The organism is Microbacterium sp. NPDC056736, assembly GCF_042790415.1.
Taxonomy (GTDB): domain Bacteria; phylum Actinomycetota; class Actinomycetes; order Actinomycetales; family Microbacteriaceae; genus Microbacterium.
In genome coordinates this window covers 155,313-169,681 of record NZ_JBHTZE010000005.1, presented here as the reverse complement: position 1 = coordinate 169,681, position 14,369 = coordinate 155,313, and the positions used below count along the sequence as shown (strand labels likewise).

The 14,369-nt window shown below is 69.8% G+C and carries 12 protein-coding genes; 11 read left to right on the top strand and 1 reads right to left on the bottom strand.

Features of this window, described 5'->3' with window-relative positions; all coding sequences use genetic code 11:
- Nucleotides 1-56: 56 nt before the first annotated feature.
- The 7 genes from ACFRAL_RS11950 (at nt 57) to ACFRAL_RS11920 (ending at nt 8,892) form a co-directional block, all read left to right on the top strand.
- Nucleotides 57-1,502: a trehalose-6-phosphate synthase gene (locus ACFRAL_RS11950; protein ID WP_378883114.1), complete on the top strand. Its 1,446-nt coding sequence runs from the start codon at nt 57-59 to the stop codon at nt 1,500-1,502.
- Nucleotides 1,499-2,293, top strand: a complete 795-nt coding sequence (gene otsB, locus ACFRAL_RS11945) for a trehalose-phosphatase (RefSeq protein WP_378883111.1) — start codon at nt 1,499-1,501, stop codon at nt 2,291-2,293. The genes ACFRAL_RS11950 and otsB overlap by 4 nt, the downstream gene beginning before the upstream one ends.
- A gap of 48 nt (nt 2,294-2,341) precedes the next feature.
- Complete coding sequence (gene ilvD, locus ACFRAL_RS11940; RefSeq protein WP_378883108.1) at nt 2,342-4,060, top strand: dihydroxy-acid dehydratase; 1,719 nt, start codon at nt 2,342-2,344, stop codon at nt 4,058-4,060.
- A gap of 47 nt (nt 4,061-4,107) precedes the next feature.
- On the top strand, nt 4,108-5,910 hold the full coding sequence (locus tag ACFRAL_RS11935) for an acetolactate synthase large subunit (RefSeq protein WP_378883106.1): 1,803 nt from the start codon (nt 4,108-4,110) through the stop codon (nt 5,908-5,910).
- A 3-nt stretch (nt 5,911-5,913) separates the two neighbouring features.
- Nucleotides 5,914-6,423: an acetolactate synthase small subunit gene (gene ilvN / locus ACFRAL_RS11930; protein WP_336396873.1), complete on the top strand. Its 510-nt coding sequence runs from the start codon at nt 5,914-5,916 to the stop codon at nt 6,421-6,423.
- Between the two features lie 41 nt (nt 6,424-6,464).
- Nucleotides 6,465-7,490, top strand: a complete 1,026-nt coding sequence (ilvC, locus tag ACFRAL_RS11925) for a ketol-acid reductoisomerase (protein ID WP_378883102.1) — start codon at nt 6,465-6,467, stop codon at nt 7,488-7,490.
- Between the two features lie 142 nt (nt 7,491-7,632).
- Complete coding sequence (locus ACFRAL_RS11920) at nt 7,633-8,892, top strand: alpha-L-fucosidase (RefSeq protein WP_378883100.1); 1,260 nt, start codon at nt 7,633-7,635, stop codon at nt 8,890-8,892.
- A gap of 3 nt (nt 8,893-8,895) precedes the next feature.
- On the opposite strand, the gene ACFRAL_RS11915 is transcribed toward ACFRAL_RS11920, so the two are convergent.
- Nucleotides 8,896-10,053: an ROK family transcriptional regulator gene (locus ACFRAL_RS11915; protein ID WP_378883097.1), complete on the bottom strand. Its 1,158-nt coding sequence runs from the start codon at nt 10,051-10,053 to the stop codon at nt 8,896-8,898.
- Nucleotides 10,054-10,240: 187 nt separating this feature from the next.
- Here ACFRAL_RS11915 and ACFRAL_RS11910 point away from each other — a divergent pair, with 187 nt between their 5' ends.
- From ACFRAL_RS11910 to ACFRAL_RS11895, 4 genes are read left to right on the top strand one after another with little or no spacing between them, the layout of a single operon-like run.
- On the top strand, nt 10,241-11,503 hold the full coding sequence (locus ACFRAL_RS11910) for an ABC transporter substrate-binding protein (protein WP_378883094.1): 1,263 nt from the start codon (nt 10,241-10,243) through the stop codon (nt 11,501-11,503).
- Between the two features lie 45 nt (nt 11,504-11,548).
- A complete protein-coding gene (locus tag ACFRAL_RS11905; RefSeq protein ID WP_378883091.1) occupies nt 11,549-12,454 on the top strand; it encodes a carbohydrate ABC transporter permease in 906 nt (301 codons plus the stop codon).
- Nucleotides 12,444-13,382 carry a carbohydrate ABC transporter permease gene (locus tag ACFRAL_RS11900; protein WP_378883088.1) on the top strand — a complete coding sequence of 313 codons (939 nt, stop codon included), beginning with the start codon at nt 12,444-12,446 and terminating at the stop codon, nt 13,380-13,382. The genes ACFRAL_RS11905 and ACFRAL_RS11900 overlap by 11 nt, the downstream gene beginning before the upstream one ends.
- A complete protein-coding gene (locus ACFRAL_RS11895; RefSeq protein ID WP_378883085.1) occupies nt 13,379-14,347 on the top strand; it encodes an ROK family protein in 969 nt (322 codons plus the stop codon). The genes ACFRAL_RS11900 and ACFRAL_RS11895 overlap by 4 nt, the downstream gene beginning before the upstream one ends.
- Nucleotides 14,348-14,369 lie beyond the last annotated feature (22 nt).

Below are 14,369 nucleotides of genomic sequence, written 5' to 3'. Positions count from 1 at the left end.
CGGAACGGCGCTGTTAGCCTGGGCGTGCCGAGTCCACGAAACCGTCAGGAGCCCGCGTGACAGAGCCCGCACACAGCGCCGACCTCGTCGTCGTCGCCAACCGCCTCCCCGTCGACCGGGTCGTCGACGCCGCGGGCGAGCAGGGGTGGCGTCGCTCACCCGGCGGGCTGGTGACGGCACTCGAGCCGGTGATGCGGCGGTCGGACGGCGCGTGGGTGGGCTGGCCGGGCCAGCCCGACATCGACGTCGAGCCGTTCGAGTTCGAGGGCACCTATCTCGTCCCCGTCGCCCTCAGCTCCGACGAGGTCGAGAAGTACTACGAGGGCATGTCGAACGACACCTTCTGGCCGCTCTACCACGACGTCATCGCGGAGCCGCGCTACCGGCGCGTGTGGTGGGACGCCTACGTGCGGGTCAACCGCCGCTTCGCCGAGGCCACGGCGGCGGTCGCGGCCGAGGGTGCGACCGTATGGGTGCAGGACTATCAGCTGCAGCTCGTGCCCCAGATGCTCCGCGACATGCGCCCCGACCTCACGATCGGGTACTTCCACCACATTCCCTTCCCGGCATACGGCCTCTACTCGCAGCTCCCGTGGCGGCGGCAGGTGCTCGAGGGCCTCCTCGGCGCCGACGTCATCGGCTTCCAGCGGGTGGCCGACGCGGGCAACTTCGCCCGGGCCGTCCGCCGTCAGCTGCGCTACGACACCAAGGCCACCGGCATCAGCGTCCCGAACCCCGATGGCACGACCCGGCGGGCGCTGGCCAAGGCCTTCCCCATCTCGATCGACGCCTCGTCCTACATCGAGCTCGCGCGTCGCGAGGACGTGCGGGCGCGTGCGCGGGAGATCCGGGAGAGCCTCGGGAACCCGAAGAAGATCCTGCTCGGGGTCGACCGCCTGGACTACACCAAGGGCATCCGCCACCGCATGAAGGCGTTCGGCGAGCTGCTCGAGGACGGCCGCATCTCGGTCGAGGACGTCACGCTGGTGCAGGTCGCGAGCCCCAGCCGCGAGCGCGTCGAGGCGTACATGCAGCTGCGGGACGAGATCGAGCTCACCGTGGGCCGCATCAACGGCGACCACGACACGATGGGGCACACCGCGATCCGCTACCTGCACCAGGCCTACCCGCGCGAAGAGATGGTCGCGCTGTTCCTGGCCGCCGACGTCATGCTCGTCACGGCGCTGCGGGACGGCATGAACCTCGTGGCCAAGGAGTACGTCGCGTCGCGCATCGACAACCGGGGGGTGCTCGTGCTGAGCGAGTTCGCCGGCGCCGCGGACGAGCTGCCGAGCGCGATCCGCATCAATCCCCACGACATCGACGGCATGAAGGACTCGATCATGCGCGCCATCGAGATGCCGTCCGCAGAGCAGGGCCGGCGCATGCGGGCGCTGCGCAAGAAGGTGATCGAGAGCGACGTCGCGCGCTGGTCCCGGTCGTTCCTCGACGCCCTGGACGCGGCGCGCCGCGGCCGCCGCGACGCCGGGGCCCACGCATGAGCGCCGCCCTCGACGACGACGCGCGAGCGCAGATCGCGCGGGTCGCGGCATCCGATCGGCTCCTGGTCGCCCTCGACTTCGACGGCACGCTCTCGCCCCTCGAGGACGAGCCGATGGATGCGCGGATGCTGCCGGCGGCTCGTGCGGCGGTCGACGCCCTCGTCGCCGTGCCCGACACCGTGGTCGCGTTCGTATCGGGCCGCAGCCTGAGCGATCTGCGCGTGATCGCCGAGCACGACGACGCGTCTCGGGTGCTCCTGGCCGGCTCGCACGGTGCGGAGTACTGGATCCCCGGTGAGGGCCTCTCCCGCCACGCCGAGGACGACGCCGACGCCGCACTGCGCGACGCGCTTCGGGCGCGCGCCGAGCAGGAGACCGCCCACCTCGAGGGGGTGTGGATCGAGCCGAAGACGTTCGGGTTCGGTGTGCACACCCGGCGGGCCGACCCGCAGGCCGCCGCGACGGCGAACCGGATGGTCGACGAGATCGTCTCGGCGGAGGCGCCGCAGTGGCGCCGGCGCACGGGGCACAACATCGTCGAGTACGCCTTCCGTCACGAGGGGAAGGACTCCGCGATCGCCGAGCTCCGCGCGCGGACGGCCGCCTCGGCGGTGCTCTTCGCGGGCGACGACGTGACCGACGAGGACGCGCTGGCGAGTCTCGGAGCGGCCGACCTCGGCGTCCACGTCGGCGGCGGGCCCACGGCGGCTACCGTGACGGTGCCCGACATCGCCGCGCTGGCCGCCCTCCTGGAGCGTCTCGCACAGGCGCGTACCGAGGCGCGCGGCTGACGCGTCACAGCGGCCGAGCGCGCGCTGCCGCGGGAATACACTGAGTCAATGGCCCTGCCCGATTCGCCCGCTGACAACTCCATCGACATCAAGCCCCGCAGTCGCGTCGTCACCGACGGCATCGAAGCGACGACCTCCCGCGGCATGCTCCGCGCGGTCGGCATGGGTGACGCGGACTGGGACAAGCCGCAGATCGGCATCGCCTCCAGCTGGAACGAGATCACCCCGTGCAACCTGAGCCTCGACAGGCTCGCACAGGGCGCCAAGGAGGGGGTGCACGCGGGCGGCGGCTACCCGCTCCAGTTCGGCACCATCTCCGTCTCGGACGGCATCTCGATGGGCCACGAGGGCATGCACTTCTCGCTCGTCTCGCGGGAGGTCATCGCCGACTCGGTCGAGACGGTCATCATGGCCGAGCGCCTCGACGGCTCGGTGCTCCTCGCGGGCTGCGACAAGTCGATCCCGGGCATGCTGATGGCCTCCGCGCGGCTCGACCTCTCGAGCGTCTTCCTCTACGCCGGCTCGATCGCGCCCGGCTGGGTCAAGCTCTCGGACGGCACCGAGAAGGACGTCACCATCATCGACTCGTTCGAAGCCGTGGGCGCGTGCCTGGCCGGAAAGATGAGCGAGGCCGACCTCAAGCGCATCGAGTGCGCCATCGCGCCCGGCGAAGGCGCCTGCGGCGGCATGTACACCGCCAACACCATGGCCTCGGTCGCCGAGGCCCTCGGGCTCAGCCTGCCCGGCTCGGCCGCACCGCCGTCCGCCGACCGCCGCCGCGACTACTTCGCCCACCGGTCGGGGGAGGCGGTCGTGAACCTGCTCCGCCAGGGCATCACGACCCGCGACATCCTCACCAAGGAGGCGTTCGAGAACGCCATCGCCCTCGCCATGGCGCTCGGCGGGTCGACGAACGTCGTCCTGCATCTGCTGGCGATCGCGCGCGAAGCCGACGTCGACCTGAGCCTTCACGACTTCAACCGCATCGGCGACAAGGTGCCCCACGTGGCCGACATGAAGCCGTTCGGCCAGTACGTCATGAACGACGTCGACCGTCACGGCGGCATCCCGGTCATCATGAAGGCCATGCTCGACGAGGGCCTGCTGCACGGCGACGCCCTCACGGTCACCGGCAAGACGCTCGCCGAGAACCTCGCAGAACTCGACCCGGACCCCGTGGACGGCACCGTCATCCACCGCTTCGACGACCCCATCCACGAGACGGGCGGCATCACGATCCTGCACGGCACGATCGCGCCCGAAGGCGCCGTCGTGAAGTCGGCCGGCTTCGACGGCAACGTGTTCGAGGGTCCCGCGCGCGTGTTCGAGCGGGAGCGCGCCGCCATGGACGCCCTCGAGGCCGGCGAGATCGTCGCGGGCGACGTCGTCGTCATCCGCTACGAGGGCCCCAAGGGCGGCCCCGGCATGCGCGAGATGCTCGCCATCACCGCAGCCATCAAGGGCGCAGGCCTCGGAAAAGATGTACTACTCTTGACGGACGGACGATTCTCAGGCGGCACAACCGGCCTGTGCATCGGCCACATAGCACCCGAAGCGGTGGACGCTGGTCCCATCGCCTTCGTGCGCGATGGTGATCTGATACGGGTCGATATCGCGGCTCGCACTCTCGATCTACTCGTCGACGAGGCTGAGCTCGACTCCCGCCGCTTGGGCTGGGAGCCGCTTCCCCCGCGCTATACCCGTGGCGTCCTTGCCAAGTACTCCCGACTCGTGCGCTCCGCTGCGGAGGGCGCGACCACCGGTTGAGTCCGGCTTCCGACAAGCCCTCCGAACCGACTCAGAGGATCCTCACCATGTCACTCGACACCGCTGCCGTTCCCCGGCCGCCGGCCCGCACCGCCTCGACGCCCGTGCTCACGGGCGCGGAAGCGGTCGTCCGCTCCCTCGACCTGCTGGGGGTGACCGACGTCTTCGGCCTGCCCGGCGGCGCGATCATGCCCGTCTACGACCCGCTCATGGACGACGAGTCGGTCCGCCACATCCTCGTCCGGCACGAGCAGGGCGCAGGTCACGCCGCGGAAGGCTACGCCGCGGCATCCGGTCGTGTGGGCGTGGCGATCGCGACCTCCGGCCCCGGCGCCACCAACCTCGTGACGGCGATCGCCGACGCGTACATGGACTCGGTGCCGATCGTGTGCATCACCGGCCAGGTGTTCTCCACGCTCATGGGGACGGATGCCTTCCAGGAGGCCGACATCGTGGGCATCACCATGCCCATCACCAAGCATTCGTTCCTCGTCAAGCGTGCAGAGGACATCCCCGGCGCCCTCGCGGCGGCCTTCGAGATCGCCTCGACCGGGCGCCCCGGGCCGGTGCTCGTGGACATCACGAAGGACGCGCAGCAGGCCGAGGCGCCGTTCGTGTGGCCGCCGAAGATCGACCTGCCGGGCTACCGGCCGGTGACCAAGGCGCACGGCAAGCAGATCCAGGCCGCCGCGCAGATGATCGTGGAGGCCCGCAAGCCGGTGCTCTACGTCGGCGGCGGCGTGGTCCGGGCACGCGCCTCGGAAGAGCTGCGCACGTTCGCGCAGGCGACCGGCGCCCCGGTCGTCACCACGCTCATGGCGCGCGGCGCCTTCCCGGACTCGCACGAGCAGCACCTCGGCATGCCGGGCATGCACGGCACCGTCCCGGCGGTGCTCGCGCTGCAGGAGGCCGACCTCATCGTCGCGCTCGGCGCGCGGTTCGACGACCGCGTCACCGGCAAAGCGGCGCTGTTCGCGCCGAACGCGAAGGTCGTGCACGTCGACATCGACCCGGCCGAGATCTCGAAGATCCGCACCGCCGACGTCCCGATCGTCGGCGACCTCAAGGACGTGCTCGTCGACCTGCACGCGGCGTTCCAGGCAGCCGTCAAGGGCGGCAATCCGGACATCGCCGAGTGGTGGTCCTTCCTCGACGGCCTGCGCGACGAGTTCCCGCTCGGCTACTCGCAGCCGACCGACGGCCTGATGTCGCCGCAGTACGTGATCCAGCGCATCGGCGAGCTCACGGGCCCTGAAGGCATCTACGCCGCCGGCGTCGGGCAGCACCAGATGTGGGCGGCGCAGTTCATCAAGTACGAGCGCCCGAACGCGTGGCTGAACTCCGGCGGCGCGGGGACCATGGGGTACTCCGTCCCGGCGGCGATGGGCGCCAAGGTCGCCGAGCCCGACCGCGTGGTGTGGGCGATCGACGGCGACGGCTGCTTCCAGATGACCAATCAGGAGCTCGCGACCTGCGCGATCAACGACATCCCGATCAAGGTCGCGATCATCAACAACTCGTCGCTGGGCATGGTGCGCCAGTGGCAGACGCTGTTCTACGACGGCCGGCACTCCAACACCGACCTCAACACCGGTCACGGCACCGTGCGCATCCCCGACTTCGTCACGCTCGCCGAGGCCTACGGCTGCCTCGCCATCCGCGTCGAGAAGGAGGAGGACGTGGATGCCGCGATCAAGACGGCGCTCGAGACGAACGACCGTCCCGTGGTCATCGACTTCGTGGTGAGCGCCGACGCGATGGTGTGGCCGATGGTGCCGCAGGGCGTCAGCAACAGCTACGTGCAGTACGCGCGCGACCACTCGCCCGCCTTCGCAGAGCAGGAGGACTGATCCATGTCGAGTCACGTGCTGAGCCTCCTCGTCGAGGACAAGCCGGGCCTGCTCACGCGCGTCGCGGGGCTCTTCGCCCGTCGCGGCTTCAACATCGAGTCGCTGGCGGTGGGCGTGACCGAGGTCCCCGGCCTCTCGCGGATCACCGTGGTGGTCGACGTCGACGAGCTGCCGCTCGAGCAGGTCACGAAGCAGCTGAACAAGCTGATCAACGTCATCAAGATCGTCGAGCTCGACCCCGTGGCATCCGTCCAGCGCGAGCACATGCTCATCAAGGTGCGCGCCGACAACCAGACCCGCTCGAACGTGCTCGAGGTGGTGAACCTCTTCCGGGCCCAGATCGTCGACTACGCGCCGGACGCGCTGGTGGTCGAGGTCACCGGCGACAAGGGCAAGGTCGAGGCCTTCCTGCGGGCGCTGGAGCCCTTCGGCATCAAGGAGCTGGCCCAGTCCGGCCTCGTCGCCATCGGCCGCGGCGGCAAGAGCATCACCGAGCGCGTCCTGCGCGGCTGATCCCCGACCAACAGACCACAACATCAAGGAGAAACACGAAGATGGCTGAGATCTTCTACGACGCCGATGCCGACCTGAGCATCGTCCAGGGCAAGAAGGTGGCGATCGTGGGCTACGGCTCGCAGGGCCACGCCCACGCCCAGAACCTCCGCGACTCGGGCGTCGAGGTCGTCATCGCGCTCAAGGAGGGCTCCAAGTCCACCGAGAAGGCGCAGGACGAGGGCTTCGAGGTCAAGTCGGTCGCCGATGCGGCCGAGTGGGCCGACCTCATCATGATCCTCGCGCCCGACCAGCACCAGCGCTCGATCTACAACGAGAGCATCAAGGACAAGCTGACCCCGGGCAAGACGCTCGCGTTCGCGCACGGCTTCAACATCCGCTTCGGCTACATCGAGGCCCCCGAGGGCGTCGACGTGATCCTCGTGGCCCCGAAGGCCCCGGGCCACACGGTGCGCCGCGAGTACGTCGCGCGCCGCGGCATCCCGGACATCATCGCCGTGGAGCGGGATGCCTCGGGCAGTGCGTGGGCCACCGCGCTCTCGTACGCGAAGGCCATCGGCGGCACGCGCGCGGGCGTCATCAAGACGACCTTCACCGAAGAGACCGAGACCGACCTGTTCGGCGAGCAGGCCGTGCTCTGCGGCGGGGTCTCGCAGCTCGTCCAGTACGGCTTCGAGACGCTGACTGAGGCCGGCTACCAGCCGCAGATCGCGTACTTCGAGGTGCTGCACGAGCTGAAGCTCATCGTCGACCTCATGTGGGAGGGCGGCATCGCCAAGCAGCGCTGGTCGGTCTCCGACACGGCCGAGTACGGCGACTACGTCTCGGGCCCCCGGGTCATCGACCCGCACGTCAAGGAGAACATGCAGGCGGTGCTCGCCGACATCCAGTCCGGCGCGTTCGCCAAGCGCTTCATCGACGACCAGGACAACGGCGCCAAGGAGTTCTTCGAGCTGCGCGAGAAGGCCGCCGCGCACCCGATCGAGTCGGTCGGTCGCGACCTGCGCTCGCTCTTCGCGTGGAAGCAGCAGGACGCCGACTACGTGGAGGGAAGCGCGGCGCGCTGACCGAGCCCTGAGGCATCCGCACCGAGGTGCGATTCAGAGCCCGCCCCTTCTGGGGGCGGGCTCTTCGCGTCCGGTAGCCCTCAGACATCCGATGTCTGTGCCAGGATGGAGGCTCGGCAGAGCGAGAGGCGAGTGGGCGGGAATGCGACAGCAGTGGTTCGACGAGGCGCGGTTCGGGATGTTCGTGCACTTCGGTCTGTACAGCGCGGCGGCGCGGCACGAGTGGGTGCAGAACTACGAGCGGCTGACCGACGAGGACTACCGCCCGTACTTCGACCACTTCGACCCCGACCTTTTCGACGCCCCGGCGCTGGCGCGGCGTGCCAAGGAGACGGGCATGGGGTACGTCGTGCTCACCACCAAGCATCACGACGGGTTCGGGCTGTGGGACACCGCGGTGAGCGACTTCAACGCGATGGCCGCCTGCGGACGCGATCTCGTGCGCGAGTACGTCGACGCGCTGCGCGCGGAGGGGCTCCGCGTCGGGCTGTACCACTCGCTCATCGACTGGCATCATCCGGACTTCACGGTGGATGCCAACCACCCGCGCCGCGGTGAGGATCTGGCGGAGCTCAACCGGGGCCGCGACATGGCGCGCTACCGCGCGTTCCTGCACGCTCAGGTGCGCGAGCTGCTGACGGGGTACGGCAAGATCGACTACCTCTTCTTCGACTTCACGTATCCCGAGCCGGCGGACGGGCTCCCGGGCAAGGGGCCTGAGGACTGGGACGCCCAGGGCCTCCTCGCGATGTGCCGCTCCCTCCAGCCCGACATGCTGGTCAACGACCGGCTCGGCATCCCCGGCGACTTCGTCACGCCCGAGCAGTATCAGCCGACGGCCCCGCTGATGGCCGACGGCGAGCCGCAGGTGTGGGAGGCCTGCCAGACCATGAACGGCTCGTGGGGCTACCACCGCGACAACACCGAGCAGAAGTCGGCGACGCTGCTCGTGCAGATGCTGTCGGACTCGGTGTCGATGGGCGGCAACATGCTGCTGAACATCGGCCCGGACGGGCGCGGCGCGATCGCTCCGCGCGACGAGCGCACGCTGGCGGAGATCGGCGAATGGATGCGTCTGCACCGGCGAGCCGTCGTCGGCGCGGGGCACGCGGGTTTCGAACCTCCCCGCGAGGGTGTGTACACCCGGCGCGGAGACCGGCTCTACCTCCACCTCTTCTCGTGGCCGCTGGGGTTCGTGCACCTGCCGGATCTCGGGGGCCGGGTCGCCTACGCGCGGTTCCTGCACGACGGCTCCTGGCTGCGGACGTCGGTCAGCGACCCCGCGCAGCAGGCGAGCCACATGACTCCTGCGGGCGAGGCGGCGGGCACGCTCACGGTGCATCTGCCGGTGCCGCGCCCGGACGTGCTGGTGCCGGTGATCGAGCTCACGCTGGAGGCGTGAGGATCAGGGCGCAGTGGGCAGCTCGAGGTTGTGGAGCGCCCACCGCGCGGCGCCGTGGAGGATGGCGTCCGCGCGGGTCTGAGCGGCCTCGATCCGCAGCTGCTGCGTCGCCAGCGGATGACATGCCTCGTAGACGCGGCTGCGGACGGCGGCGATGAACGGCTCGGACGCGCTCATGCTGCCGGTGAGGAACACCGCGTGCGGGTTGAAGAAGTTCACGACGCCCGACAGCGCCTGACCGAGATGGGTGCCGGCGGTGCGCACCAGGCTGGTCGCCTCCGGCTCTGCGTCGAAGGCGAGGGCGAGCACATCCGCGGTCGTGCGGACCTCGGTGCGGCCGCGCTCGCGCATCTGCCGGACGAGGCTCGCTCCGCTGGCGACGGTCTCGAGACACCCCGTGTTGCCGCACGAGCAGGGCATGTCGCCGCTGGCGTCGATGCGCGTGTGGGTGATGTCGCCCGCCGCGCCCGTCGCTCCGCGGTGGATGTGGCCGTCCACGATGATGCCGCTGCCGATGGCCGTGCCGGCCTTCACCGTGATGCTGTGACCTGACGCGCCGAGTTGGGCACGGTGCTCGCCGAGGGCCGCGAGATTGGCGTCGTTGTCGACCGCGACGGTGACGCCGTAGCGCGAGCGCACGTGGTCCGCGACGCGGAAGCCCGGCCAGCCGGGCATCCGCGACGGCTGGATGACGGTGCCGGTCGCGATGTCGACCGGGCCCGGAAGGCTGATGCCGATGGCGCGGACGGTCGTCCCCTGCGCGAGTTCGTCGAAGACGGCGCAGATGGCATCGAGCGTGGCCTCCGGGCCGTCGGCGAGCGCGACCGGGATCGAGCGCGTCTCGCGCAGCGCCCCGCTGAGCGCGTGCGCGCCGATCCGGGCGTGACCGCCGCCCAGATCCGCGGTGAGGACGACACCCGAGGCGTCGTCGATTCCGAGCAGCCGTGGGCGACGCCCGCCGCGCGAGGTGCCGTCGCCCCGCTCGTCGACCACTCCGGCGTCGATCAGCGACTGCACGCGCAGGCTCACCGTCGACGGGGCCAGTCCGAGGGCCGCCGCCAGCTCGCTCCGGGAGCGCGCCTCGCCGCGCGCGATCAGGTCGATGATCCGCCGTGCCACATCGTCGTCGGGGGCGGAGGAGCGGTCGTTGTCCGGGGTCATGGTCCTTCTCGCGAGGTGGGGCCGGGCGTGTTTCCGGGACGTCACGAAGTATCACACGTCGATAAACATCCGATGTTCAGGTTGCGCCACCGATCGAAACCTGCGATGGTGACTTGCGACACAAGAGTACAAGGTTTGTTCGGGAATCGAAACAACCTTTCCAGTATGGCTGCCAAGGAGGCATTCGATGAAGAAGTTGCGCGTCGGCGCGGTGGCCGCGGCCACCGGCGTCGCAGTGGTGCTGACGGGGTGCGCGAGCGGTTCCGGCGGAGGCAGCTCCGCGGACGGGAAGCCCACCATCGTCGTGGACATGTGGGCCGGCAGCGAGTCCGACACCAAGGCCCTCCAGGAGCAGGTCGCGATCGCCCAGGAGGAGAACCCCGATGTCGTGGTGAAGCTCCAGACGGCCCCGTGGAACGACTTCTTCACGAAGCTCACGACCAACATGGCCAGCGGCAACATGGCCTGCGTGACCGGCATGAGCGGAGCCCAGCTCGGCGGCTTCACGGAGGGATTCCGCGAGCTCAGCGACGAGGACCTCGCGACCGCCGGGCTCGACTTCGCCGACTTCAACCCGGGCGCCGAGGGGATCCTCAGTTTCGAGGGGGGTCTGTACGGCGTGCCCTTCGACGTGGCGACGATGCTCGTCTACTACAACCAGGACATGCTCACCGCCTCCGGTGCGGCCACTCCCGAGATCGACTGGACCTTCGACGACTTCGAGGACATCGCCCAGGCGGCGACGAAGGACGGGAAGTACGGCTTCGGCATGGGCATGGGCGGGTACCAGTGGATGTCGATGCCCATCGCGCTCTCCGGCAAGCAGCCGGCATCCGAGGACGGAACGCTCCACATCGACGAGCCCGACTTCGTCGACGCGGCCACGTGGTACGCGGGGCTCGTGACCGACCTGGGCGTCGCCGCGCCGGTCGCCTCGGCGTCCGACACGGGCTGGGGTGAGAACCAGTACACCGGCGGCAACGCCGCGATGGCGGTCGACGGCACCTGGAACGCCGTGAGCTACCTCGACAACGAGTCCGGCTTCGCCGCCGGCATGGCGCCGCTTCCGTCGGGCGACCACGGCAACTCGGGCCCGATCCTCGGCTCGGGGTACGGCATCTCCAAGACGTGCGAGCACCCGGAGGAGGCGCTCGCGGTCATGGGATCGCTGCTGGGCAAGGACGCGCAGGACTACATCGCATCCTCGGGGCGCTCGTACCCGGCCCGCACGGAGTCGCAGCCGCTGTACTTCGAGTCGATCGACGAGCAGTACCGCGAGCAGGTGCAGACGGTCTTCGAGTCGGCCTTCGCGACGACGGTGCCGCTGTACATGACGGAGAACTGGGAGAAGCTCGACAGCTACATACAGCCCAACCTGGTCAGCGTCTACAACGGCCAGATGGAGATGCCGGAGCTGCTGGAGAGCGCCCAGGCGCAGTTCGGCAACTGACGGGTTCGGTGACGAGCCCCTTCCCGTGAGCAAGAGAGCAGAGCAATGACGACCACGACGAACCGTCGCGGGTCGCTCGCCAGGGCCGAGGCCCGCCAGGCGCTGGGCTTCGCAAGCCCGGCCCTGGTGGGGCTCGCCCTGTTCACGATCGTGCCCGTCGGGCTGTCGATCGTGATGAGCGTCTTCGACTGGCCGACGTTCGGCGAGCGCGCCTTCAACGGCGTCGACAACTACGCCAAGCTGTTCACCGAGAGCCCGGACTTCTGGCCGGCGCTGCGCAACTCGGCGGTGTACACGCTGCTGTACGTCCCGCTCAGCATCGCGCTCTCCCTGGCGCTCGCGATCGGCCTCGGACCGCGGATCCGCGGCCGGGGCGCACTGCGTGTCCTCTTCTTCATCCCGGTCGTCGTGCCCATGGTCGCGAACGTCCTGGTGTGGAAGATGATGCTGCAGCCGCAGGGGCTGTTCGACGGCGTCGCGCAGAGCTGGTTCGGCATCACGCTGCCGAACTTCCTGGCCGACCCGTCCTGGGCGATGATCATGGTCGTCGCGATGAGCGTGTGGCAGGGTCTCGGCTACAACATGCTGATCTTCTCGGCCGCGCTGGAGCAGCTGCCAGAGAGCGTGCTGGAGGCGGCGGGCATCGACGGCGCGCGGGGCTTCCGGCTGATCTGGAGCGTGATGATCCCCATGATCTCGCCGTCGATCTTCTTCGCGACGATCATGACGATGATCACGGCGCTGCAGGTGTTCGCGCAGCCGCAGCTGCTCACCGGCGGCGGGCCGGGCAACGCCACCAAGCCCCTCGTGATGTTCATCTGGGAGCAGGGGTTCACCTTCGGCGACCTGGGCCTCGCGGCGGCGGCCGCGTGGATCCTGTTCGCGATCATCATCGTCATCACCGGCGTGCAGTTCGCCGCGCAGCGGAAGTGGGTGCACTATGAGCACTGACACCGACCTCGACACGGCCGTCGAGCAGACGCTGCTCATGACCTCCGACGACGAGTTCGTGGCGGCCGACGCCACGCGCCGCGGTTCGGGAGCGCGCACCAAGGGCGAGCGCGTGCGGCTCGTGATCGCCCACGTCTTCGTCTATCTCGCCGCGCTCGTCTTCGTGGCGCCCCTGGTCTACGCCTTGTTCTCGGCGCTCAAGCCGAACGAGGAGATCTTCTCCGTTCCGCCCACGCTCGTGGGCTCGCAGGTGAAGTGGGGCAACTTCGCGGAGGTCTTCGCGTACGGCCCGTTCTGGACCTACATCGGCAACTCCCTGTTCGTCGCCGTCGCGGGGACGCTGGTGGTGCTGGTCGTCTCCACGACGGCCGGCTATGCGTTCGGCCGGCTGCGGTGGAAGGGGCGCGACGCGGTGTTCGTGCTGTTCCTCGCCACCCTCATGGTCCCCGCCGAGGTGCTCGTCATCCCCATGTTCCAGGTCATGCAGTGGTTCGGCTGGGTGAACACCTACCAGGCGCTGATCTTCCCCTTCGCCTTCACCGCGTTCGGCACCTTCCTCATGCGGCAGTTCTTCCGCGGCATCCCGTTCGAGCTCGAGGAGGCCGCGCGCGTGGACGGCTCGGGTCCCGTGCGCACGTTCCTCCAGATCATCCTCCCGCTGTCGAAGTCGGCGGTCGCCGTGCTCGCGGTGTTCACGTTCCTCTCGTTCTGGAACAGCTACCTGTGGCCGCTCATCGTCACGGTGGACTACGCGCAGCTGGGCACGCTGCCGGTCGGCCTCGCGAGCTTCTCCGGTCTGACGGGCACCCGCTGGGACCTGCAGATGGCGGCTGCGATCATCTCCATGATCCCCACCACGATCCTCGTGATCGTCCTGCAGAAGCATCTGGTCAAGGGCATCGCGATGGCCGGGCTGGGTGGCCGATGAGCGCGGCGGCAGCATCCTCCACCGTGGTGGCGGGCGTCGACATCGGCGGCACGAAGACCTCGGGCGCGCTCGTGGCGGCCGACGGCACGGTGCTCGCGCGCGCGACGCGTGACACACCGGCGCGCACGGGAGGAGAGGCCATGGCCGAGACGGCCGCCCTCCTGGTCGAGCACCTCGCGCACGGGGCCGGGGTGCGCCCGGATGCCGTCGGCGTCGGAGCCGCGGGCGTCGTGGACCCGAGGGACGGCTCCATCCGGGCCGCCTCGGACATGTTCGTCGACTGGGCCGGCTTCCCGCTGGGCGCACGGCTCGGCGATCGGCTGGAGGTGGAGGTGCGCGTCGAGAACGATGTCAACGCCTTCCTCCTGGGCGAGACCGCGTGGGGATCGGGGGCCGGACGCGACGTGCTCGGCGTGATGCTGGGCACGGGCGTCGGGGGCGCGCTCCTGCTGGACGGGGCGCTCCGCCACGGGCCGCACGGCGCGGCCGGCGAGATCGGTCACACGCCGGGGTACGGCGACCTCCTCTGCACGTGCGGCAGGACGGGGCACCTCGAGACCCTGGCCTCGGGCACCTCCATCGCGCGCCGCTACTCGTCGGTCGGCGGTGCTTCGGTGTCGTCGGCGCGAGAGGTGGCCGACCTCGCCCGCGCCGGTGACGCCATCGCGGCCGGTGTCTTCGCCGACGCCGGACGCGCGGTGGCGCTGGCATGCGTCTCGGCGGCCACCCTCGTGGACGTCTCGCTCGCCGTGGTCGGCGGCGGTGTCGCCTCCGCGTGGGACCTGCTCCAGCCCGCCGTCGACGAGACGCTCGCATCGGACCCGCCGGTCTCCGGGGTTCCGCTGCGCATCGTGCCCGGCACGCTTCGCGGCGACGCGGTCGTGCTCGGCGCGGCCGCGCTGGTCGCGGCATCCGATCTGTCCGCCATTCCCGACCCGTTCCCAGAAGGTGAGCTCCGCACGTGACGTCGCGTCCCGACCACGACAA

What these genes read in the sequence shown, in the direction of transcription:
- ACFRAL_RS11915 (WP_378883097.1), bottom strand. Translation starts at nt 10,053, where the DNA reads ATGACCCCGGACAACGACCGCTCCTCCGCCCCCGACGACGATGTGGCA.
- otsB (WP_378883111.1), top strand. Translation starts at nt 1,499, where the DNA reads ATGAGCGCCGCCCTCGACGACGACGCGCGAGCGCAGATCGCGCGGGTC.
- ilvN (WP_336396873.1), top strand. Translation starts at nt 5,914, where the DNA reads ATGTCGAGTCACGTGCTGAGCCTCCTCGTCGAGGACAAGCCGGGCCTG.
- ACFRAL_RS11905 (WP_378883091.1), top strand. Translation starts at nt 11,549, where the DNA reads ATGACGACCACGACGAACCGTCGCGGGTCGCTCGCCAGGGCCGAGGCC.
- ilvC (WP_378883102.1), top strand. Translation starts at nt 6,465, where the DNA reads ATGGCTGAGATCTTCTACGACGCCGATGCCGACCTGAGCATCGTCCAG.
- ACFRAL_RS11920 (WP_378883100.1), top strand. Translation starts at nt 7,633, where the DNA reads ATGCGACAGCAGTGGTTCGACGAGGCGCGGTTCGGGATGTTCGTGCAC.
- ACFRAL_RS11900 (WP_378883088.1), top strand. Translation starts at nt 12,444, where the DNA reads ATGAGCACTGACACCGACCTCGACACGGCCGTCGAGCAGACGCTGCTC.
- ACFRAL_RS11910 (WP_378883094.1), top strand. Translation starts at nt 10,241, where the DNA reads ATGAAGAAGTTGCGCGTCGGCGCGGTGGCCGCGGCCACCGGCGTCGCA.
- ACFRAL_RS11935 (WP_378883106.1), top strand. Translation starts at nt 4,108, where the DNA reads ATGTCACTCGACACCGCTGCCGTTCCCCGGCCGCCGGCCCGCACCGCC.
- ilvD (WP_378883108.1), top strand. Translation starts at nt 2,342, where the DNA reads ATGGCCCTGCCCGATTCGCCCGCTGACAACTCCATCGACATCAAGCCC.
- ACFRAL_RS11895 (WP_378883085.1), top strand. Translation starts at nt 13,379, where the DNA reads ATGAGCGCGGCGGCAGCATCCTCCACCGTGGTGGCGGGCGTCGACATC.